An 18,227-nucleotide genomic window follows, 5' to 3' on the forward strand; every position below is an offset into this window, starting at 1 on the left:
GGTTCAGTCACCTTCGATCGTCCGGTTCGCCGCCACGCCTTCGGCGTGGAGCCGGTCGAGCAGCAGTTCCTCTTGACGTTCGAACTCCTCGATGTCGATGAGTCCGTCCTCGAAATCGCGGTTCAACGCGACCAGTTGGGCTCTGAGGACGGTCGGATCGTTCAACTCGCGCTCCGCGGCCCCGTGCACCTTGTCCGCCACCCACACCACCCCGCGAACGGGGGCGAGGGGGAGCAGGAGAATGCCGGTGATCAGCCCCATGCCGCACCCGTCCGGGCCGGCGCGGGCGAGGGGCCACCCGCGGACACGAAGCTGTAGCAGGGCAGCGGGCCCGCGACCCTGAGGTCGACGTGGTCGGGGCGCGCATCGGCAAGGCTCCGCGCGGTCGTGCGGAATTCGGCCTCCCGTGCCCGGTCGACCAGGAACGACACGTTGAGTGCGCAGTCGCGCACCTCGGGTCCTCTCGCCACCGCGTGGGCCGCCGCGGCCAGCTCGGCCACGATCCGCTCCCCGGCCTCGGCCGCCCTGCGCGCGAGCGCCTTGGCCACGGCTTCACCCAGTCGCACCGACGCCTCGTACCCAGGAGTCCGCCGGGCGTCCTGACGGAGCCGGCGCACCTGTGGTTCCTCGGCGACCACGGAGGCGAGCGCGTCCTGCGCGGGGAACGCCTTCACGTTGATCTCCACGCGCCCGGCCAGCTGCTCCAGGGCCTCCAGGCATGCCTTCTCGGTCGCGGCCAGTTGCTGGAGCACCGTCTGCTCGCCCGTCGCCACCATGCCGAAGCGCATGGGCAGTACGGAGTCGACCTCCGCGAGCCGGACCAGCAACTCCTGGTGCGCCATGAGATCCCGGCGTCGGGCGCGCAGCCGTGCGGGCGCCTCGCTGACCACGGCACGTACCGCTCCCCGGCCGATGGCCGTGAGGCGGGCCGGGGGAGTACCGACACCGCTCAGCCCGGTCGGGACGGCGGTGGTGTGGCGGACGATGCCGTAGACGTACACACCCTGCGTGGGCATGGCTCAGGCCTCCACGGGACGGCGGCGACGGGCGCCGCCGGATCGCTCGGGGGCGCGCCGCTTCTTGGGGCGTACGGGCTCGTCCGCCTCTTCGACCGCATCCTCCGGATCCGCGTCGTGGTCGTCGGCGCCCACGGCCTTGCGCACGGTGTCGCCGACCGTCGACGCGGCCTTCCGCACCTTGCGCTTGCCGATCGACTTGGCGGCGGTCCCGCCGAGCAGTTCGGGGATCGTCGTGCTGCCTGAATCCCGTTCCAGGTCCAGACGGTTGCACGCCTCCGCGAACCGCAGATACGTGTCCACACTCGCCACGACGATGCGGGCGTCGATCTTCAAGATCTCGATCCCGACCAGGGACACCCGGATGAAGACGTCGATCACCATGCCCCGGTCCAGGATGAGCTCCAGCACGTCGTACAGGGTGCCGGAACGTGGGGGGCAGGTGACTTCGTCGGAGTAGGAGGTCGTGGCCATGCGGGTCCTTCCGGTTCTGGGGCGCCGCGTCACTCGTCGGCGGAACCCCGTCGGTAGCGGCGCACTCGGCGGTACTCCACGAGTTCGCCCTCCTGGTCGAGCCGTACCTCGTACGAGGCGAGAAGACTCGTCGTGTCGGGGATGCGGGGCACCTCCAGGACGTCGACGACCACGCACCAGCCCTCGTCGTCGGCCCGCCGGACCGCGGAGACACCCTCCAGTGGATGCGCGATCAAGCCCTCCAAACTCTGGCAGGCCGCTCGGGCCGCTCCCTGAGGGCCGCCGCCCGGGGAGCCCTTGTGCGCGGCGGGCGAGGTGTGCGCGGCCCGCTTACGACGTGTCTCTGCCATGGTTCTCAGTCTGGGCGCCCCCACGCGTGATGCATCTTGGGCGGAGCCATCGGCGCATACCCGCTGGTCCGCCCCGGCCGCGGTGAGAATCCGGTCCACCGGGCCCGAGGGGGAAAAGGCGCGCATACTCGAATCACGACGGGACGGAGGACGTCATGATCGTTCTCGGTGTGATCCTGCTGGTGATCGGCTTGATCACCGGGCTTTCCATCCTGTGGACGATCGGCATCGTGCTGCTGGTCGTCGGGGCGGTGTTGCTCCTGCTCGGCGCGACGGGGCGTGCGGTGGGCGGCAGACGGCATTACTGGTAGAAGCGGCAACGGTTGCGCGCGCGGCCGACGTTGCCGGAGCCCGGTCGGCCGTCCCGCGGACGACCGGTCTCATACCCCACCGCGCGCAGGGCTGTTGCCGCATGATCGGCGAGGTGGTACCCGGCCCCGAGGGACCGGTACCACCCTTTTCCGTGTCCGCGTCGGCATGCAGAGGTGCAAATTTCTCGCAATGTGACAAAACGGTCAGGCGGTACTAGATTCCCGTCGCAATGAACGTGTGTCAGATCGACCGGAGCGCACCTTCCTCGCGCGGACCGGAAGAGGCACCTCGCGGAGGGGAACCATGACCAACGCCGAGGCTGGTACCGGCACACCCGCCGAGGCGTCGTCGCCCGCGGCCAAACTGACTCTGATCACCCTGACGACCATGGTCGTCGGCTCCATGGTCGGCGCCGGCGTCTTCTCGCTGCCCCGGCGGTTCGCCGAGGAGACGGGGGTCGCCGGTGCCCTGATCTCGTGGGCAGTCGCAGGCATCGGCATGCTGATGCTCGCCTTCGTCTTCCAGAAACTCGCGGTCCGCAAACCCGACCTCGACGCAGGTGTGTACGCCTACGCCAAGGCCGGGTTCGGTGAGTACCTCGGCTTCTTCTCGGCCTTCGGCTACTGGGCCAGCGCCTGCGTCGGCAACGTGACCTACTGGGTCCTCATCATGTCCACCATCGGGGCCATCGCCCCGGCCCTCGGAGACGGAGACACGGCGCTCGCCATCGTGCTCTCGTCGGTGGGGCTGTGGGCGTTCTTCTTCCTCATCCGGCGCGGGGTGAAGGAAGCGGCGGCGATCAACCGCATCGTGACGGTGGCGAAGGTCGTCCCGATCCTCGTCTTCGTGATCCTCGCCCTCTTCTGCCTCGACACCTCCGTCTTCGCCGACAACTTCGGCGGCGCCGACTACGCGGGCTCGCTCTTCAACCAGGTGCGCGGCACCATGCTGGCCACCGTCTTCGTCTTTCTCGGAGTCGAGGGGGCCAGCGTCTACTCCCGCCATGCCAAGCGCCGCGAGGACGTGGGCCGGGCCACCGTCCTCGGGTTCCTCAGTGTCTTCGCGGTCTTCGCCTCCGTCACCATCGTCTCGTACGGCATCATGCCGATGGGCGAGATCGCCGAACTCCGACAACCGTCCATGGCCGGGGTACTGGAAGCGGCGGTCGGCACCTGGGGCAAGGTCTTCGTGAGCGTGGGGCTCATCATCTCGGTCCTCGGCGCCTACCTGGCGTGGACGCTGATGGCCGCAGAGGTGCTCTTCGTCGCCGCCAAGGACGACGACATGCCCCGCTTCCTGGGCCGCTCCACCGCCGCGGACGTGCCCGTGCCGGCCCTGCTCATGACCACCGCGCTCAGTCAGATCGTCCTCGTCATCACCGCCTTCTCGGACGACGCTTTCAACTTCGCGCTCGACCTGACCAGCGCGCTCACCCTGATCCCGTTCCTGCTGGCCGCCGCCTTCGCCGTGAAGATCGCGCTGCGGCCCGAACGCGAAGGCGCAGTCGGCGGCGCCACCAGGGGAGAGCTGATCGTCGCCGCCCTCGCGACCCTCTACACGGCCTTCCTGCTCTACGCCGCGGGGCTGAAGTTCGTCCTCGTCTCGTTCATCATCTACGCCCCGGCGACCTTCCTCTTCATCAAGGCCAGGCGGGAGCAGAACCGCGGGCTCTTCTCACCGGCCGAAGCGGTCATCTGCGCCGTCTCGATCGCGGGTGCCGTCATGGGCGTGATCGCCCTGGCTGCCGGCTGGATCGAACTCTGACCCGTCCCACCCCGGCCGCCCCGCCGGTGAACCGCGAAAGGCTTCCCCATGACTGACACGAGCGCCCGGAGGCCCGCCCTCGGCGTCCACTCCGAGGTCGGCAAACTGCGCAAGGTCCTGGTCTGCGCACCGGGGATGGCGCACCGGCGGCTCACCCCCACCAACGCGGACGACCTGCTCTTCGACGACGTGATGTGGGTGGAGAACGCCCAGCGCGACCACGCCGACTTCGTCAACAAGATGCGCCAGGCCGACGTCGAGGTCGTCGAACTGCACGAGCTGCTCGCCGAGACCATGGCGATCCCGGCCGCCCGGGACTGGCTGCTGGACCGCAAGATCACCGCCAACGAGGTCGGCCTCGGGCTCATCGACAACACCCGAGGCTTCCTGGAGTCGCTGGAGCCCCGTCGGCTCGCCGAGTACCTGATCGGCGGGCTCGCCACCACGGACCTCCCCGACGAGTTCCGCTCCGGCTACCTGGCTCTGGCCCGCGAGTCGACGGCCGCCCGCGAATACCTCATGCCGCCGCTGCCGAACACCCTCTACACCCGGGACACCACCTGCTGGCTCTACGGAGGCGTCACCCTCAACCCCCTGTACTGGCCCGCCCGCCACGGCGAGACGCTCCTGATGGCCGCCATCTACGCCTTCCACCCCGACTACCGGGGCGCGAAGGTGTGGTGGGGCGACCCGGAGCAGGACTGGGGCCAGGCCACCTTCGAGGGCGGCGACATCATGCCGGTCGGCAACGGGGTCGTCCTCATGGGGATGAGCGAGCGGACCTCGCGCCAGGCCATCACGCAGGTCGCCGCCGCCCTCTTCCGCGAGGGCGCCGCCGAACGCGTCATCGTCGCGGGCATGCCCAAGCTGCGTTCCGCCATGCACCTGGACACCGTCTTCACCTTCGCCGACCGCGACATCGTGACGCTCTATCCGAGGATCATGGACGCGGTCCACACCTTCTCCCTCCGCCCCAGCGACAAGGCCCCGGGCGTCGAGATCACGGACGAGGGCTCCACCCCCTTCGTCGACGTCGTGGCCGAAGGGCTCGGTCTGCCCGCACTGCGGGTGATCGAGACGGGGGGCGACGTGTACGCCTCCGAGCGCCAGCAGTGGGACAGCGGGAACAACGCGGTGGCGCTGGAGCCCGGCGTCGTCTTCACCTACGACCGCAACACGCAGACGAACACCCTGCTGCGCAAGGCGGGCGTGGAGGTCGTCACCATCGTCGGCGCGGAGCTGGGACGCGGACGCGGCGGCGGCCACTGCATGACCTGCCCGCTCGTCCGCGACCCCGTCTCCTTCTGACCGTCCGCAACCCTCCGGCACGGCTCCCCGGCACGTCGTGACAGGTCGTCACGACGGCCCGTCACGACGTGCCGGGGAGTGATCGGAGGCGCGTCAGGCCGAGGCCGTCAGTTTCCCGGGCAGCCAGGCCAGCTGCGCCGCCTCCTGATAGGGGCCGCCGCCCTCGTGGTCGTTGAAGTCGTACACCTCTATCGACTTGTCGGTGTGGGCGTACGCGTTGAACGCCGCGAACACCGTGGACGGCGGGCAGGTGAGGTCCTCCAACGCCGTCGAGAACAGCGCAGGGGCGGTTGCCCGCGCGGCGAAGTGCACCCCGTCGAAGTAGGCGAGCGTGGCCTTGAGCCGCTCGGTGCGGCCCCGGTGCGTCTTGAGGTAATTGCCCAGCTCGCGGTACGGGTTGCGGTCGGTCACCGTGAGGGCGCGCGGGAAGTCGCACAGGAACGGCACGTCCGGAGCCACGGCCACCAGGTCCGGCACCAGACCGGCGACCGCGAGAGTGATGCCGCCGCCCTGGCTGATCCCGGCGACCGCCGTGCGCGACGCGTCGACGAGCGGGTGGGACCTGGCGGCCTCGACCGCCCGGACCGCGTCGGTGTACAGCCGCCGGTAGTAGTAGTCGTGCGGGTCCTCGATGCCCCGGGTCATGACTCCGGGGAACGCGGGGCCGCTGCCCACCGGGTCGGCGGTGTCGCCGCCTGCCCAGCCGCTGCCCTGGCCGCGGGTGTCCATGACGAAGTGGGCGAAACCGGCCGATGCCCAGAGCAGATGGGTGTGCGCGAGACCCCGCCCGCCGCCGTACCCGATGAACTGCACCACCACCGGGAGCGGTTCGGTGGTCCCCGCCGGGAGCACCAGCCAGCCCTTGACCGGATGTCCGCCGAAGCCGGCGAAGGTCGCGTCGTACACCTCCACCGTCTTCAGGCCCGTGTCGGCGCGGAGTTCGAAGCGGGCGTCGAGCGGGTGGCTGCGGGTCTCTTCGAGCGTCTTCGACCAGAACGCATCGAAGTCGGCGGGCTCCGCCGACGCGCTGCGGTAGGTGCGGAGTTCTTCGAGGGACAGGTCGAACAGGGGCATTTGCGGGGCCGCCTTCGTCGCACGGATCAGTGATCACACGGTACGTGCGCACCCCGGGTGGGCAGAACCCGATTTCGCCCTCGGCCGACTCCGCCGGGGGCATTCGTCGTGGTCAGGGCCGCCCGACGCGTACCGTGATCGTCTTCGGCCGCTGGTACTCGTCCAGGGCGAGCACGCTCAGATCGGTGCCGTGCCCCGAGGAACCCCGTCCGCCGTGCGGGAGTTCGGCCGTCTGTACCAGATGGCAGTTGACCCAGGCCTCGCCCGCGTCGAGCCGGGACGCCAGATCGATCCCCCGCTCCAGATCGCTCGTCCACACGCTGGACGCCAACGCCTGGGGCACGCTGTTGGCGAGGCTCAGCGCATCCTCGACGGTGTCCGCCCGCTCGACGGTGAGCAGCGGGCCGAAGACCTCCTCGACGATCGCGGGGTCGGCCGGCGGCAGATCGGCGAGCACCCGTGCCGGGCGCCAGTGGCCGTTCTCCTCGCCCGGCGCAGCCCCGACCGTGCCGGTCACCTCGCGTCCCGCCTTCGAGGCCGAGACGATCCGGTCGTAACGGGCGGCCTGGTCCGCGTTGTTCAGCGGCCCGAAGTCCCGACCCGCGACCCGCTCGGACATCGCCGCGCCGAGCAGTGCGACCACGCTCTCGTAGTTCTCCGCCGGCGTGATCACCCGCGCGGGCGCCGCGCAGCTCTGGCCGGCGTTGTACGTGGCCGCCCGCGCGAGTTCCGCGAAGGTCTGCGGAGGGGCGTCGGGGAGGACGATCGCCGGGGCGTTGCCGCCCAGTTCCAGGCTGACCCGGCGGATGCCCGCGCGGACAGCGACGTCCCGGCCCGCCTCCGGGCTGCCGGTGAACGCCACCATGTCGATTCCGGCCCCCACCAGCAGCCGCCCCGTCTCCCGGTCGCCCGGCAGTACTTGGAGCACCCCCTCGCCGAGTTCAGCGACCGCGTGGGCGGCGAGCAGCAGCAGGGAGTCCGGAGTGGTCTCGGCCGGTTTGACCACGACGGTGTTCCCGGCGGCCAGCGCGGGCGCACAGCGCCAGGCCGCCATCATCAGCGGGTAGTTCCAGGGCACCACCACACCGACCACACCGATCGGCTCCCACCGCACCCAGCTCTCGTGACCGGCGACCAGCGCGCCCGAGGCCGGTACGGTCCTGGTCCGCGCCGCCGTCGCGTAGAACCGGAAGAGGTCCGCCACCTGCGCGATCTCGCCCCGCGTCTCCGACTCCGGCTTGCCGGTCCCGGCGCGCTCGCACGCGGAGTACGCCGCCGCGTGCGCCTCGACCGACGCGGCCAGAGCGCCCAGGCGTTCGGCCCGCTCCCGGGGGGTGAGGGCGCTCCACCCGGGCAACGCGGCCCGGGCGGCCGACACCGCCCCGGCCACCTCCGGCTCCCGCGACACGGGCGCCGTGCCGCGCGCGAGGCCGGTCCGGGGATCGGTGAGGGTGCTCTTCATCGGTGGTACCTCCGGCGGTTCAGGGGGTCGTGCGGTGTCCGGAGCCCGGGCCGCCCGTCAGATGTCGTACGAACGGAGCCAGAGCTCCAGCGTGAGGACGAGCCAGAGCTTCCCGCCCTGGCGCGGCAGCAGGGTGCCCCCGCCCTTCAGCCAGGTACGGATGGTGTCGGTGCGGAACAGGCCCCGCTCCCGGGCCCCGCGCCCCAGCAGAAGGTCGTTGCCGAGGTCCCGCAGCGGCCCGGTCAGCCACTGCTGCACCGGCACTCTCATCCCGCTCTTGGGACGGTCCACGACGGTTCCGGGCAGCAGATCGCGCACCGCTTCCTTGAGGATCCACTTCTCCACCGTGCCCCGGAGCTTGTACCCCGGGGGAGTGGCGAAGGCGTGGTCGACCACCCGGCGGTCGAAGAGCGGAGCGCGGCCCTCGATGCCCTGGGAGGAGGTCAGCCGCTCGACCTTGGTCAGGATGTGGTGGGCCCCCTTGGTCCGCAGGTTGCAGTGGAGCAGCTGGTTGAGGAGGCTCGCCATGCGGTACGGGCTGTCCGGGCCCGGCATCAGGTACGGCTCGACGAAGCGCTGCGGGCGGGGAGCGTCCGCCAGCGCGTCCAGCGCCTGCGGGGTCAGCAGCACCGGGAGGTCCGTCCAGCACTTGCGGTACGAGCGCAGATAGGCGGTGGCCCGGTCCTCGTCCCACGGCGCCCCGGGTTCCCGGTGCATCTCCTGGACCAGCATCGGGAGGTTCTTCGGTCCGCCGAAGACGGGGTCGCCGCCCTCGCCGTTGAGCACCACCGACGCCCCCTCGTCGGCCACCGCCTCCGCCAGCAGCAGATTGGGCACCGTCAGCGGGTCGCCCACCGGACTGTCGAGGAGCGAGGCCGCCTCCGCGAGCCGCGCGGCGACCGTCGTTCCGGACACGTTCAGCACCCTGTGCCGGGTTCCGCAGTGCGCGGCGACGAGACCCGAATAGCCCAGTTCGTTCGGGAGTTCGTCGCCGAAGCTGATGGAGTAGGTGCGGACCGGACGGCTGTGCAGCTTCGACGCGAGCGCGGTGACCAGCGAACTGTCGATGCCCCCGGACAGCAGCACCGCCACCGGCTCCGCCGAGGGCAGCCGGCAGGCCACCGCGTCCTCCAACAGGGCCCGCAGCGCGAGGACATGGTCGTGCGGGTCGTCGGGGACGGTCCTGCCGAGCCGTTCCGCGGGCTCCCAGTGGACGGTTTCCGTCACCGAGCCGTCCGGCGACAGCCGCAGTATCCGGCCGGGCAGCACCTCCCGCACGCCCGTCAGCAGCGTCTCCTCGCCGGGCAGGTAGGCGAACGTCAGGAACGAGCGGACCGCCGCCAGGTCCAGGGACGTGTCCAGCGTCGGCCACCGGCGCAGCGCCCGCAGCGAGGAGGAGGCGGCCCACGCACCGTCCGCCCGCGCGTAGAAGAGGGTGCGGGCGCCCACCTGGTCGCGTACGAGCACCAGGTCGGTACCGTCGAGCACCGCCAGCACGAACATGCCCTCGGCGAGCGCCACCCCCTTCGCGCCGAGCGACGCCCAGCAGCGCAGCAGCAGTTCGGCGTCCGGGCAGCGCACCGGTGCCGGAGTGCCGTTCTCCTCCAGCGCGTTCAGCAGCACCGGCCTGTTGTGGAGGGTGACCTCACCGGTCGCGGTGAGGCCGCACGCGGTGAACGGCCCCACCGCCGGGCCCGGTTCGCCCCGCAGCAGAGCCGCGTCCGCGCCGGGTACGGCGACCTCCCGCACCTCGCCACGGATCGCGCCCATCGCCCGGACATGGGCGCGGGCCCCGTCCGTCGTGGGTGCCAGACACACACAGAACCGCGCCATCGACGGCTCCCCTTCCGCTCTGTTCCTCGCCGGCCCGTTCCTCGATCAGCCGAAGTCGTCGTCGCTCCAGCCCCCGTCGTCCTCGTCGCCCCAGTCACCGTCCCACTCGTCGTCCCCGGAGCCGCCCGAGTCGCCGAAGTCGCTGGAACCGGCGCCTTCGCCGCCCGCGCCACCGTCCCTTCCGGACGCCTCTGCCTGGCGGCGCAGTTCCTCCTCCTCGTCGGGGGACAGGCTCAGCGGCGGCAACTGTGCTTCGGTGACGGCCAGGGCCGTCACCCCGACACCGGCGAGCAGCAGGCCCATCCGGCCGCCGAAGGACGTGCGGTTGACCGTGAGCGAGTCGCGCCCCCAGACGGTCCGCCCGTACCCGATGTCCCGGCCGTACGAGACGCCGCCGTTGGAGACGCGTTTGACGATGCGGTCGCCGAGGAGCTCGTCGGTGCCCGACGCCGATCTGTTGTCGTGCCAGCGCACCAGCCCCGGTACCGAGGGATCGCGCCGGCGCCATTCCTGCCGGCCGTCCTCGTAGGTGCGGTGCACACTGCCGTCCGCCAGCAGCTCGTCGCTGTAGCCGGTCTCTCTCGGCCTGATCATGGTCTGCGGTCCTCAGGGTCGTCCGGTCGAATCGGGCCAGGTCAAAAAACCCTTGGTGCGCAGGTCCCGCAGTCCGGCCCACACGCCGGCGCGCGGTATCCGCGGTCCCCGGGTGAGACGCAGCACCCCGCGGACCAGCCGCTCGGGAGATACGGCGGCGACCTCGGCGAAACGGCCCCGGGCCAGCCACGCCGTCTCCTGCGGCCGGAGCGTTCCGGGGAGTCCGGCGAGTTCCGCCCCATGGACCGGTCCGCGCCCGGCCGGCAGCCGCATGGCCTGCGCATGGCGCGGTACGAGCCCCAGGGAGGACACCCGCACGCCGGGAACCGGCCCGAGAGCCGCCCGGACCTGGCCGCGCAGGGCGATTCCCCGAGGGCTCGCGTCGTGGAGGACGTACACCGTCGCCCCACCCGCGCGCTCCAGGGCGCCGGTCAGCCCCGGGTCGAACGGCAGCGCCCCGGCCACCGCCAGGACCGGGCAGGCCGCTTCCAAATGGACGTGGTTGGCCAGCAGCATCCGGGCGATCCCACGGTCCTGGCAGACCAGGAGACGGGGCAGTCCGTAGGAGTAAAGGTCGGGTTCGCTCGCCCGCTCCGGGGCGCGCGACTCCTTCGGCGGAGGCGGAGGCGGCGGCAGCAGGCCCGGGACGGTGTCCCGCCCCCGGGCGTCCAGGGCACGGGTGAACGACGGCAGCCGCAGATACGGCCGCGCGGTGCGCGGAACCCGGCTCAGCACGGTCAGCGAGGGATCGAGCACCCGGCAGGTCTCGAAATACAACTGCCGTTCGGTGAACCGGAGGCCGCCCTGTCCGGCTGCCCGCACGGCCGCGGCGTCGATCGCGGCGTGCAGGGCGGCGTCCAGCGCGCGGGCGAGCAGGCGGGCGCCGGGCACGCCGGGCCGGTCCCGGTCCTGGAGGGCGCGCGCCCCGGTGGCGGGAGGGCGTCGCGGTGTCATGAGGTGCTCCTGTCGTGCTTCCGGTCGCTGCGGGAACGGGTACCGGCTCCGGAGGGCAGTGGTTTCCCGACGGTGTCGGGCCAGGTGAGGAATCCCTGGGCGAGCGGGCTCCCGGGGAGGTACGGCGGCGGGGCGGGCGCCCTCACGGCGTGCTCGACGGCCTTGGTGACGGCCTCGGCGAGTACCGGGGGAGGCACCGCGGCGATCGGCCACCACCAGCCCTCGGCCAGCGCCTCGGCCTCCTGCTCGGGCACGCCTGCCACCGTGCGGAGCAGTTCCGCGTCCAGCCCCGTACCCGCGGAGAAGCGGCGGACGGCACGCCTGTTGCGGGAGACCGCCCCCGGCCGGAGCCCGGCGTCCACGACGGTCCGGCCGGGATGGGCCGCCCGGAGAACGGGTACGAGCAGGGTGCCCGCCGCGTCCGCGTCGTGCACCACCACGACCGGCAGACCGGTCCGGTGACCTGCCAGCAGCTCCAGAACCTCACGCACACGTCCGGGCCCGTCCGGGCCGCCGGTGCGCCCGGCCGCCTTGGTGGTCAGGAGGTTGTGCGGGCGGTCCGGCAGCCGGTTCTCCATGAGGAAGCGTGCGACGACCGGCTCCGTGCAGAGGACGACCACCTCCGGCGGCCCCGATCGCTCCTTGACCCCGCGCCGACGTGCGGCGGTGCCGGCCGCGCGGCGGTCGTCCACCACCCCCTCGGGCAGCCCGCCGTAGGTCGCCGTCCAGGCACCGTGCATCAGCGCACGGAACGTGCTTTCCGGCGGCTGCACCAGTGCGGACGCGGGCCGCTCCGGCCGGTGGCGCAGCGCCGCCGCGAGGACCAGCACCACCGGGACGAGCCACAGGCAGACCGTCCCGAGCCCGCCCCGCGCCACTACGGCCCCCGCCACCAGCGCGGCGGAGAGCGGCAGCGCGACGGCCCAGCGCACCCACGCCCGTATTCCGCGCCGGGGGGACGCCTCCGAGGACGGGTTGGACGACCGGCACGCGTACCAGAGCTGGGTCAGGGTGATCCTCAGCCGGCCGTCGCCGGTGGCCCGCTCGACGCGGCGTCGGATGCGCAGGTCGTGCATCCCCGCCCCGTCCGACCACGGATCGAGGGCGAAACGCCTTCCGCAGCGCACACATGTGCCGCCGACGCGTTCCTTCCGGTTGATCCGCGTCTCGCAGCCCGGGCAGATCACTCTCCGCCCCCTTCCGCCGGGCCGGGGGAGGGCCAGGTCAGAAAGCCCAACTCGGCGGCCCCGGCGCGAGCGGTATCGGGGCGTCCGGTGGCCCTGGCCGCGCACCGCGTGACGGCGTCCAGCAGCCGGGCCGGAGGCAGCCCGACGAGCGGAAACCCCCAGCCGCGTCCCAGCCACTTCAGTTCCGCCTCGGTGAACGCGCCGAGAGCGGCGAGTTCCCGTCGCGCCGCGGCGTCGGGCCGGCGCCACCGGTCGCGTACCGGCACCGCATGGGCGAGGCCGCGGACCTTGCGGACGGGAAGTCCGGCGTCCACCACCCTGACCCGCGGAAGCGCCTCGCGGACGCGCCGGGCGAGCAGGGCACCGTGCGCGTCGGCGTCGTGCAGCACGATCACCGGCCCCCGGGGCGCGAGGGCCGCGGCCTCGTCGAGGGTGCGGACGAGCGCGAGGCCGTAGTCGTCGGCCACCCCCTCGGCAGCGAGGAACGCGATGATCGACGGATCGGGACAGAGCAGGACACCCGGGGCCCCGGCGTCCCGGGGTGGCGCGGGGGCCACCGTCTTCCGCCGCGCGGGCCGGACGCTCTGCGGCTTCCACTCCCGTACGGGGTCGTCCACCATGCCCGTCGGCAGCTCGCCGTACACCCTCAGCCACGGGGCGAGGACCCGGGAGCGGAAGGCGTCGCGGTCCACGGCCGGAACACCCCGGCCCACCCCGGTGCTGCGGGCGACGACCAAGGACACCGACACCAGCGACAGAATCCCGCCGGCGACGACGGCCGGTACGAAGGGGATCACGACACCGGCCAGCAGGAGCCCGAAGCCCAGCACACCCGTCAGAGGGTTCCAGACCGCGCCGAGGCCGCTGGTCCGCAGCGAACGGCGGGACAGCGCGTACCAGAGCTGCCCGGGAGCGACCGCGAGCCGGCCGTCGGCCGACAGCGCGGCCATCGCGCGCCGCACCCGGAGGTCGCTCAGCTTGAGGGCGTTGGTCTTCGGGTCCAGCGCGTAGACGCGCCGGCAGTAGGCGCACCTGTTGCCGGGACGTTCCTTGCGGAGCAGCTCGTGCTCGCAGTGCGGACAGATCACGGGCGCGCCTCCAGGGCCGTCGCCACCCGGCGCAGCCGGTCCGCCAGACGCTCCCGGACCGTGGCCGGGGCGATGCCGTGCACCCGCTGGCGCTCCTCCACGGAGCGCAGGGCCGTCGCGAGGGCCCGGAAGTCGGTGGCGGCCGCCGTGGCGAGAGCGCCGCGCCCCTGGCGGGCAGCACCGCCGCGGGCGCGGCGCTCCGCCTCCGGGGCGGTGATCGCGTAGTCCTCGTGGTCGATGCCGTATCCCGTGTTCGCCGTCACGATGGTCAGCGGACGCTTCCCCCGGTTGGCGAAGGAGTGGGGCATCAACTCCGGAATGCGTATGAGCATCCCGGGCACGAGCGGTACCTCGGCGGTCCTCCCGCGCTCGACGTCCCAGAGCCCGCAAGAGGCGTGACCGAGGGACAGCACGTAGTGCTCGCCGCCGTGGGCGTGCGGGGTGAACGCGCTCCGGGGGCCGACCAGCCCGAGTTTCACCGTCGCGTTGGACGGCCGCTCCGGGGACGTCGCCGCGTCGCCCACCAGGTAGTGGGCGAACTGTCCGTCGTCGATGAAGGGAATCATCCCGCCGTCGGGGCCCAGCGGCCGGCAGCCGTCACGGTCGGCGACGACGACGGAACCGTCCGGGCGCACATGGTAAAGACGCACCCCGCGGGGCAGCAGCCCCCGCACCCGGTCCGGTATCTCCCCGCCCGTACCCATCGCGCCTCCCCCTGCCCCGTGGCGCGCGGCGCGCGCGTCACGGGGGAATCGTAGGGCGGCAGGGGTCCCATGGGGGAGATACGGGAGCGTCTCTCCGGTGAAGTCCCGGTGAACGCGGAGGCGTACGGGACGGGCATGCGGCGTTGCCGGTGGCCGCCGGCCGCCCGAATGGCGGTGCCGCAGCCCGGCGCCTACCGTCGAACGGGTAACGCGTCCGGGCCCGTACACGGACCGTGGGCGCCGCCGTCGGCAGACATGGGTACTGATATGACGGACTCCCCGGCGAATGCCGCACGTCTGGCCGCGCCCGGCAACAAGGACGAAGGCCGCGGCAAAGGGATGGCGCTCCTCGTCATCACCTCGTGCCAGCTCATGGTGGTGCTCGACATCACCATCGTCAACATCGCCCTCCCGCACATCCAGACCTCGCTCGGATTCAGCACCGAGAACCTCTCGTGGGTGATCAACGCCTACACGCTGACGTTCGGCGGTCTGCTCCTGCTGGGCGGACGGCTGGGTGACATCCTCGGACGCCGCAGAGTCTTCATCTTCGGCGTCCTGCTCTTCGTGTTCGCCTCGCTGCTCGGCGGTCTGGCGCAGGAGTCCTGGCAACTGCTCGCCGCCCGTGCCCTCCAGGGCGTCGGCGGCGCCATCGCGTCCCCCACGGCACTGTCACTGATCACCACGACCTTCCGCGAAGGACCCGAGCGGAACAGGGCGTTCGGCGTCTTCGCCGCAGTCTCCGCGGGCGGCAGCGCGATCGGGTTGCTCGCCGGCGGTCTGCTGGTGGAGTGGCTCGACTGGCGGTGGATCTTCTTCGTCAACGTGCCGATCGGCCTCCTGATCGCACTGGCCACCCCCCGCTACATACCGGAGTCCGTACGCCACCCGGGCCACTTCGACCTCCTCGGCGCTCTCACCTCCACACTCGGCATGGTGATGCTCGTCTACGGATTCATCCGGGCGTCGGAGGACGGCTGGAGCGACTCGATCACCCTCGGGGCCTTCGCGGCGGCCGTGGTGCTGCTCGCGGCGTTCATCGCCAACGAGCAGCGGTCGAAACAGCCGATCACCCCGCTGTGGATGTTCCGCGACCGCAACCGCGCGGGCACCTACGGCATCATGCTGTCCCTGTCCGCCGCGATGTTCGGCATGTTCTTCTTCCTGACCCTGTTCGTGCAGAACGTCCTCGGCTTCAGCCCCCTGCGCGCCGGGCTCGCCTTTCTCCCGGTGAGCGCCATCATCGCGGTCGGAGCCGGAATCGCGTCCCAGCTGCTGCCCAAATGGGGGCCGAAACCGTTCATGGTGACGGGCGCCGTGCTGGCGGCGGGGGGACTCGGCTGGCTGACCCTGACCGACGCGAACAGCACCTATCTGGGCAGCCTGCTCGGCCCGGTGCTCGTCTTCGGCTTCGGCATGGGACTCCAGTTCGTGTCACTGACCCTGATGGCAGTCTCCGGTGTCCGCCCCAAGGAAGCGGGAGCGGCCTCCGGCATCCTGAACGCCACCCAGCAGGTCGGCGGTTCGCTCGGACTGTCCATCCTCGTCACGGTCTTCGGCACCGCGAGCCGCAACGAGGCGACCGACCAGATCCCGAAGTTCATGCAGGAGGCGACCCCCGCGCAGCAGCTGGAGTTCCGCCGGACCGGCGAACTCCCGCCGCCCTGGGGCAACGAGGTGCTGGCGTCCGGTGTCTCCGCCGCCTTCATCGTCGCGGCCGTGCTCGCCGTACTCGCCGCGCTGATCGCCCTCTTCGTCATCCAGGTCCGCGCCTCCGACCGCGAACGGCTCCAGGGCGGCGCGGCGCCCGCCGTGGACGAGGACGAGGGCGTTGCCCCGGTCGGTACGGGGGCCTCCGGCGCCCGGGGCGGGGACGGTACGGCCCAGCCGGACGGCATGCCGGACGACGGGCCGTCGCCACCGGGAAGACCGGCGGACTGACCACGGCCGGACGGCGCTCTCCGCCCACTCGCGGGTGGAGAGCGCCGTCCGGCCGTGGCCGGAGCGTGCGTACAGGGGGTCAGTGAGCGGCGAGCGCGTCCGTCCCCATGTCCAGCCGCATGGCGTCGCGTACCGCCGCGAGCGCGTCCATGACGTCGACGAAGGCACGCTCGCAGCGCTCGTCGCCGGTCACCACCCCGTCGCCGGCCTCGTCCCGCAGCCTGCGCACGCTGCGGAAGTAGTCGAGAGCGGGCTCGACCACCGAGCGCGGGGCGAAAACCTCCAGCTGATAACGGAGTTCGTAGCACTTGGCGAAGCTCTGCCGGGCTCGGACCAGCCGATCGGCATCGGTCAGCGAGCGGTCCAGAATCAGGAGCTGCAGCTCCCCACGCACCTGGGAGAGTGTCCGGAGGTAGGCCCCGTACAGTTCGCGCCTGCTACGCCGCCACTCCCCGGCGGCCTCACGTCGGTCCTTGCGGGACTCGATCAGCAGCGTCGAGCCCATGGCGATCACCGCACCGAGAAGCGTGGCCACCAGCGTCATCCATTCCATGGTCGGACACGGTAGGGAGACGGGGTGGTCCACGCCAGGGGGGTGCGGGGACCCGGGTGGGTGGAGCAGGCAGCCGCTCGGCGTCCGGCCGGCCCCTACCGCCCCGTGCGAGCGCTCCGGCGGTGAAGGCGTGCGGCCCGGCGGTGGCGCGCCTTCACCGCCGGAGCACGGCCCGGGGGTGGCGCGCCTTCACCGCCGGAGCACGGCCGGGGGCGACGCGCAGGACGAAGGTCCTTGCGACGCGGCCGGAGCCGGCGCCGGAAACGGAGACGGACGGAGCGGGGAAGCGGCGGGAGTCAGCCGCCCCAGCCGAAGATCCGTGCGAGGAAGAAGGCGGCGAAGATGACCGCGCCCACCAGCACGACGGCCGCCCACACGGCCGGGTGCTCCCACATGCCTCCGTCCGCGCGCTCCTGGTGCGCCTCGCCGATGCAGCCTTCGGCCGGCGGGGTCTCTCCCGGGGGATTCAGTGCAGTAGTCATGCGTCAACCGTCTCTCCACCCGCGCTCCGGCGCATGCCGTGGCGCGGGCCCGTCGCCGGGGGACGGACGTCCCAGGCGCCCGAGGCCGCCCGGACGCTCACTCCTGCCCTCTCGCCCTTCGCGCGGCCTGCCCGCCCGCGCCCAGCAGTCCCGTGGCCTCGAAACGGGCCCGCTCCTCCAGGCGCGGAAGCTGCCGCCGGGACACCCAGGTGACCACCTGCGGCAGGAGGGGGCGCACGGGCTGCGCCAGCCGCAGCCACGGCGGCGCGTACACCGTGGGGGAGCGGCGTTCGACGCCGCGCACCAGCCAGCCGGCCACCTGCTCCACCGGGTGGACCCGGCGTGCGGGGGGAGGCATGTGACCGCGCAGTTCGCGCAGCACGTCGTACCGGTCGGCATCGCGGATCATGTCGGTGCCCGTCCAGCTGAGATAGGCGACGCCGACGCCCACCCCGCGGTGGGCGAGCTCGGCCCTCAGGGAGTGCGCGAACGACTCGACGCCCGCCTTGGACGCGCAGTAGGCGCTCATCATGGGTGCCGCGCCGAACGAGGCCGTGGAGGCGATCTGGAGGAAGTAGCCGTGCGTCGCGAGCAGCCCCGGCAGGAACGCGCGCGCGGTGACGGCACTGCCGACGAGGTTGACCTCGACGACCCGGCGCCAGCTCACGGGGTCCGACGTGACGAAGGGGCCGCCCTCGGCCACCCCGGCGTTGGCCACGACGACCGAGGGCCGGCCCAGGCGGGCGGAGACCTCGGCCGCCACGCGTTCCATGGCCGTGTCGTCCGTGACGTCCACCTCGAAGCAGTGTGCGTCCGTCTCCAGAGTCCGGGCCACCTGCTCCAGCGCCACTGCCTCCCGTCCGAGGAGGGCGACACGTGCTCCCCGGTGCGCCAGCTCCCGTGCGACCCCGGCGCCCACTCCGCGCGCCGCCCCGGTGACGACCGCGAGCCGCCCTGCCAGTGGTTTCCTGTCGCGCATCCTGCACTCCTCGGCCGTGCGGAGGTGACCGTGCGTCGACGGTCCGATGGCGGCCGGGCCGCCTGTTCCACCCAAGCACGCCGGCCCCGATAGGGCTCGCGCTGCGGGCCGACGGCCCCGCGGTCCGTGTGGTGCCCGGACGGAGCCGGAGG

The 18,227-nt window shown here is 72.3% G+C and carries 19 protein-coding genes; 4 read left to right on the forward strand and 15 right to left on the reverse strand.

Features of this window, described 5'->3' with window-relative positions:
• Window positions 1-3: 3 nt before the first annotated feature.
• From OHA55_RS33495 to OHA55_RS33510, 4 genes are read right to left on the reverse strand one after another with little or no spacing between them, the layout of a single operon-like run.
• On the reverse strand, window positions 4-261 hold the full coding sequence (locus OHA55_RS33495) for a gas vesicle protein GvpG (protein ID WP_266713721.1): 258 nt from the start codon (window positions 259-261) through the stop codon (window positions 4-6).
• Window positions 252-1,016: a GvpL/GvpF family gas vesicle protein gene (locus OHA55_RS33500; protein WP_266713723.1), complete on the reverse strand. Its 765-nt coding sequence runs from the start codon at window positions 1,014-1,016 to the stop codon at window positions 252-254. Before OHA55_RS33500 ends, OHA55_RS33495 begins: the two co-directional genes overlap by 10 nt.
• A gap of 3 nt (window positions 1,017-1,019) precedes the next feature.
• Window positions 1,020-1,490 carry a gas vesicle structural protein GvpA gene (locus OHA55_RS33505; protein ID WP_266713725.1) on the reverse strand — a complete coding sequence of 157 codons (471 nt, stop codon included), beginning with the start codon at window positions 1,488-1,490 and terminating at the stop codon, window positions 1,020-1,022.
• A 29-nt stretch (window positions 1,491-1,519) separates the two neighbouring features.
• Entirely contained in the window at window positions 1,520-1,840 is a 321-nt protein-coding gene (locus OHA55_RS33510; protein ID WP_266713727.1) for a gas vesicle protein, read from the reverse strand.
• Window positions 1,841-1,995: 155 nt separating this feature from the next.
• On the opposite strand from OHA55_RS33510, the gene OHA55_RS33515 reads away from it, so the two are divergent.
• The 3 genes from OHA55_RS33515 to arcA all read left to right on the forward strand — a co-directional run bounded on the left by OHA55_RS33515 (window position 1,996) and on the right by arcA (window position 5,224).
• On the forward strand, window positions 1,996-2,151 hold the full coding sequence (locus OHA55_RS33515) for a DUF6131 family protein (RefSeq protein ID WP_266713729.1): 156 nt from the start codon (window positions 1,996-1,998) through the stop codon (window positions 2,149-2,151).
• A gap of 304 nt (window positions 2,152-2,455) precedes the next feature.
• Window positions 2,456-3,916 (forward strand): basic amino acid/polyamine antiporter, encoded by a 1,461-nt coding sequence (locus tag OHA55_RS33520; protein WP_266713731.1) that lies wholly within the window; start codon window positions 2,456-2,458, stop codon window positions 3,914-3,916.
• A 48-nt stretch (window positions 3,917-3,964) separates the two neighbouring features.
• Window positions 3,965-5,224 (forward strand): arginine deiminase, encoded by a 1,260-nt coding sequence (gene arcA / locus OHA55_RS33525; RefSeq protein ID WP_266713733.1) that lies wholly within the window; start codon window positions 3,965-3,967, stop codon window positions 5,222-5,224.
• Window positions 5,225-5,317: 93 nt separating this feature from the next.
• On the opposite strand, the gene OHA55_RS33530 is transcribed toward arcA, so the two are convergent.
• From OHA55_RS33530 to OHA55_RS33565, 8 genes are all read right to left on the reverse strand, one after another.
• Window positions 5,318-6,298 (reverse strand): acetylxylan esterase, encoded by a 981-nt coding sequence (locus OHA55_RS33530; protein ID WP_266713735.1) that lies wholly within the window; start codon window positions 6,296-6,298, stop codon window positions 5,318-5,320.
• 112 nt (window positions 6,299-6,410) lie between these two features.
• Complete coding sequence (locus OHA55_RS33535; RefSeq protein ID WP_266713737.1) at window positions 6,411-7,760, reverse strand: aldehyde dehydrogenase family protein; 1,350 nt, start codon at window positions 7,758-7,760, stop codon at window positions 6,411-6,413.
• A gap of 57 nt (window positions 7,761-7,817) precedes the next feature.
• Window positions 7,818-9,593: an asparagine synthetase B gene (locus OHA55_RS33540; RefSeq protein ID WP_266713739.1), complete on the reverse strand. Its 1,776-nt coding sequence runs from the start codon at window positions 9,591-9,593 to the stop codon at window positions 7,818-7,820.
• 45 nt (window positions 9,594-9,638) lie between these two features.
• Entirely contained in the window at window positions 9,639-10,187 is a 549-nt protein-coding gene (locus tag OHA55_RS33545) for a hypothetical protein (RefSeq protein WP_266713741.1), read from the reverse strand.
• A 12-nt stretch (window positions 10,188-10,199) separates the two neighbouring features.
• Window positions 10,200-11,141, reverse strand: a complete 942-nt coding sequence (locus OHA55_RS33550) for a hypothetical protein (RefSeq protein WP_266713743.1) — start codon at window positions 11,139-11,141, stop codon at window positions 10,200-10,202.
• Entirely contained in the window at window positions 11,138-12,217 is a 1,080-nt protein-coding gene (locus tag OHA55_RS33555; RefSeq protein ID WP_266713745.1) for a hypothetical protein, read from the reverse strand. The genes OHA55_RS33550 and OHA55_RS33555 overlap by 4 nt, the downstream gene beginning before the upstream one ends.
• 107 nt (window positions 12,218-12,324) lie before the next feature.
• Window positions 12,325-13,416 carry a hypothetical protein gene (locus tag OHA55_RS33560; protein WP_266713747.1) on the reverse strand — a complete coding sequence of 364 codons (1,092 nt, stop codon included), beginning with the start codon at window positions 13,414-13,416 and terminating at the stop codon, window positions 12,325-12,327.
• A complete protein-coding gene (locus tag OHA55_RS33565; protein ID WP_266713749.1) occupies window positions 13,413-14,120 on the reverse strand; it encodes a cupin domain-containing protein in 708 nt (235 codons plus the stop codon). Before OHA55_RS33565 ends, OHA55_RS33560 begins: the two co-directional genes overlap by 4 nt.
• 267 nt (window positions 14,121-14,387) lie before the next feature.
• On the opposite strand from OHA55_RS33565, the gene OHA55_RS33570 reads away from it, so the two are divergent.
• The gene (locus OHA55_RS33570) at window positions 14,388-16,061 is read left to right on the forward strand and encodes an MFS transporter (RefSeq protein ID WP_266713751.1); all 1,674 of its coding nucleotides are present in this window, start codon (window positions 14,388-14,390) and stop codon (window positions 16,059-16,061) included.
• A 79-nt stretch (window positions 16,062-16,140) separates the two neighbouring features.
• On the opposite strand, the gene OHA55_RS33575 is transcribed toward OHA55_RS33570, so the two are convergent.
• The 3 genes from OHA55_RS33575 to OHA55_RS33585 form a co-directional block, all read right to left on the reverse strand.
• Window positions 16,141-16,614 carry a hypothetical protein gene (locus OHA55_RS33575; protein ID WP_266713753.1) on the reverse strand — a complete coding sequence of 158 codons (474 nt, stop codon included), beginning with the start codon at window positions 16,612-16,614 and terminating at the stop codon, window positions 16,141-16,143.
• A gap of 296 nt (window positions 16,615-16,910) precedes the next feature.
• The gene (locus OHA55_RS33580) at window positions 16,911-17,096 is read right to left on the reverse strand and encodes a DUF6480 family protein (RefSeq protein ID WP_266713755.1); all 186 of its coding nucleotides are present in this window, start codon (window positions 17,094-17,096) and stop codon (window positions 16,911-16,913) included.
• 97 nt (window positions 17,097-17,193) lie between these two features.
• Window positions 17,194-18,075: an SDR family oxidoreductase gene (locus OHA55_RS33585; protein ID WP_266713757.1), complete on the reverse strand. Its 882-nt coding sequence runs from the start codon at window positions 18,073-18,075 to the stop codon at window positions 17,194-17,196.
• Between the last annotated feature and the right edge of the window lie 152 nt (window positions 18,076-18,227).

Origin of the sequence: Streptomyces sp. NBC_00102 (assembly GCF_026343115.1) — a bacterium.
GTDB lineage: Bacteria > Actinomycetota > Actinomycetes > Streptomycetales > Streptomycetaceae > Streptomyces.

What these genes read in the sequence shown, in the direction of transcription:
- OHA55_RS33495 (WP_266713721.1), bottom strand. Translation starts at nt 261, where the DNA reads ATGGGGCTGATCACCGGCATTCTCCTGCTCCCCCTCGCCCCCGTTCGC.
- OHA55_RS33500 (WP_266713723.1), bottom strand. Translation starts at nt 1,016, where the DNA reads ATGCCCACGCAGGGTGTGTACGTCTACGGCATCGTCCGCCACACCACC.
- OHA55_RS33505 (WP_266713725.1), bottom strand. Translation starts at nt 1,490, where the DNA reads ATGGCCACGACCTCCTACTCCGACGAAGTCACCTGCCCCCCACGTTCC.
- OHA55_RS33510 (WP_266713727.1), bottom strand. Translation starts at nt 1,840, where the DNA reads ATGGCAGAGACACGTCGTAAGCGGGCCGCGCACACCTCGCCCGCCGCG.
- OHA55_RS33515 (WP_266713729.1), top strand. Translation starts at nt 1,996, where the DNA reads ATGATCGTTCTCGGTGTGATCCTGCTGGTGATCGGCTTGATCACCGGG.
- OHA55_RS33520 (WP_266713731.1), top strand. Translation starts at nt 2,456, where the DNA reads ATGACCAACGCCGAGGCTGGTACCGGCACACCCGCCGAGGCGTCGTCG.
- arcA (WP_266713733.1), top strand. Translation starts at nt 3,965, where the DNA reads ATGACTGACACGAGCGCCCGGAGGCCCGCCCTCGGCGTCCACTCCGAG.
- OHA55_RS33530 (WP_266713735.1), bottom strand. Translation starts at nt 6,298, where the DNA reads ATGCCCCTGTTCGACCTGTCCCTCGAAGAACTCCGCACCTACCGCAGC.
- OHA55_RS33535 (WP_266713737.1), bottom strand. Translation starts at nt 7,760, where the DNA reads ATGAAGAGCACCCTCACCGATCCCCGGACCGGCCTCGCGCGCGGCACG.
- OHA55_RS33540 (WP_266713739.1), bottom strand. Translation starts at nt 9,593, where the DNA reads ATGGCGCGGTTCTGTGTGTGTCTGGCACCCACGACGGACGGGGCCCGC.
- OHA55_RS33545 (WP_266713741.1), bottom strand. Translation starts at nt 10,187, where the DNA reads ATGATCAGGCCGAGAGAGACCGGCTACAGCGACGAGCTGCTGGCGGAC.
- OHA55_RS33550 (WP_266713743.1), bottom strand. Translation starts at nt 11,141, where the DNA reads ATGACACCGCGACGCCCTCCCGCCACCGGGGCGCGCGCCCTCCAGGAC.
- OHA55_RS33555 (WP_266713745.1), bottom strand. Translation starts at nt 12,217, where the DNA reads ATGCACGACCTGCGCATCCGACGCCGCGTCGAGCGGGCCACCGGCGAC.
- OHA55_RS33565 (WP_266713749.1), bottom strand. Translation starts at nt 14,120, where the DNA reads ATGGGTACGGGCGGGGAGATACCGGACCGGGTGCGGGGGCTGCTGCCC.
- OHA55_RS33570 (WP_266713751.1), top strand. Translation starts at nt 14,388, where the DNA reads ATGACGGACTCCCCGGCGAATGCCGCACGTCTGGCCGCGCCCGGCAAC.
- OHA55_RS33575 (WP_266713753.1), bottom strand. Translation starts at nt 16,614, where the DNA reads ATGGAATGGATGACGCTGGTGGCCACGCTTCTCGGTGCGGTGATCGCC.
- OHA55_RS33580 (WP_266713755.1), bottom strand. Translation starts at nt 17,096, where the DNA reads ATGACTACTGCACTGAATCCCCCGGGAGAGACCCCGCCGGCCGAAGGC.
- OHA55_RS33585 (WP_266713757.1), bottom strand. Translation starts at nt 18,075, where the DNA reads ATGCGCGACAGGAAACCACTGGCAGGGCGGCTCGCGGTCGTCACCGGG.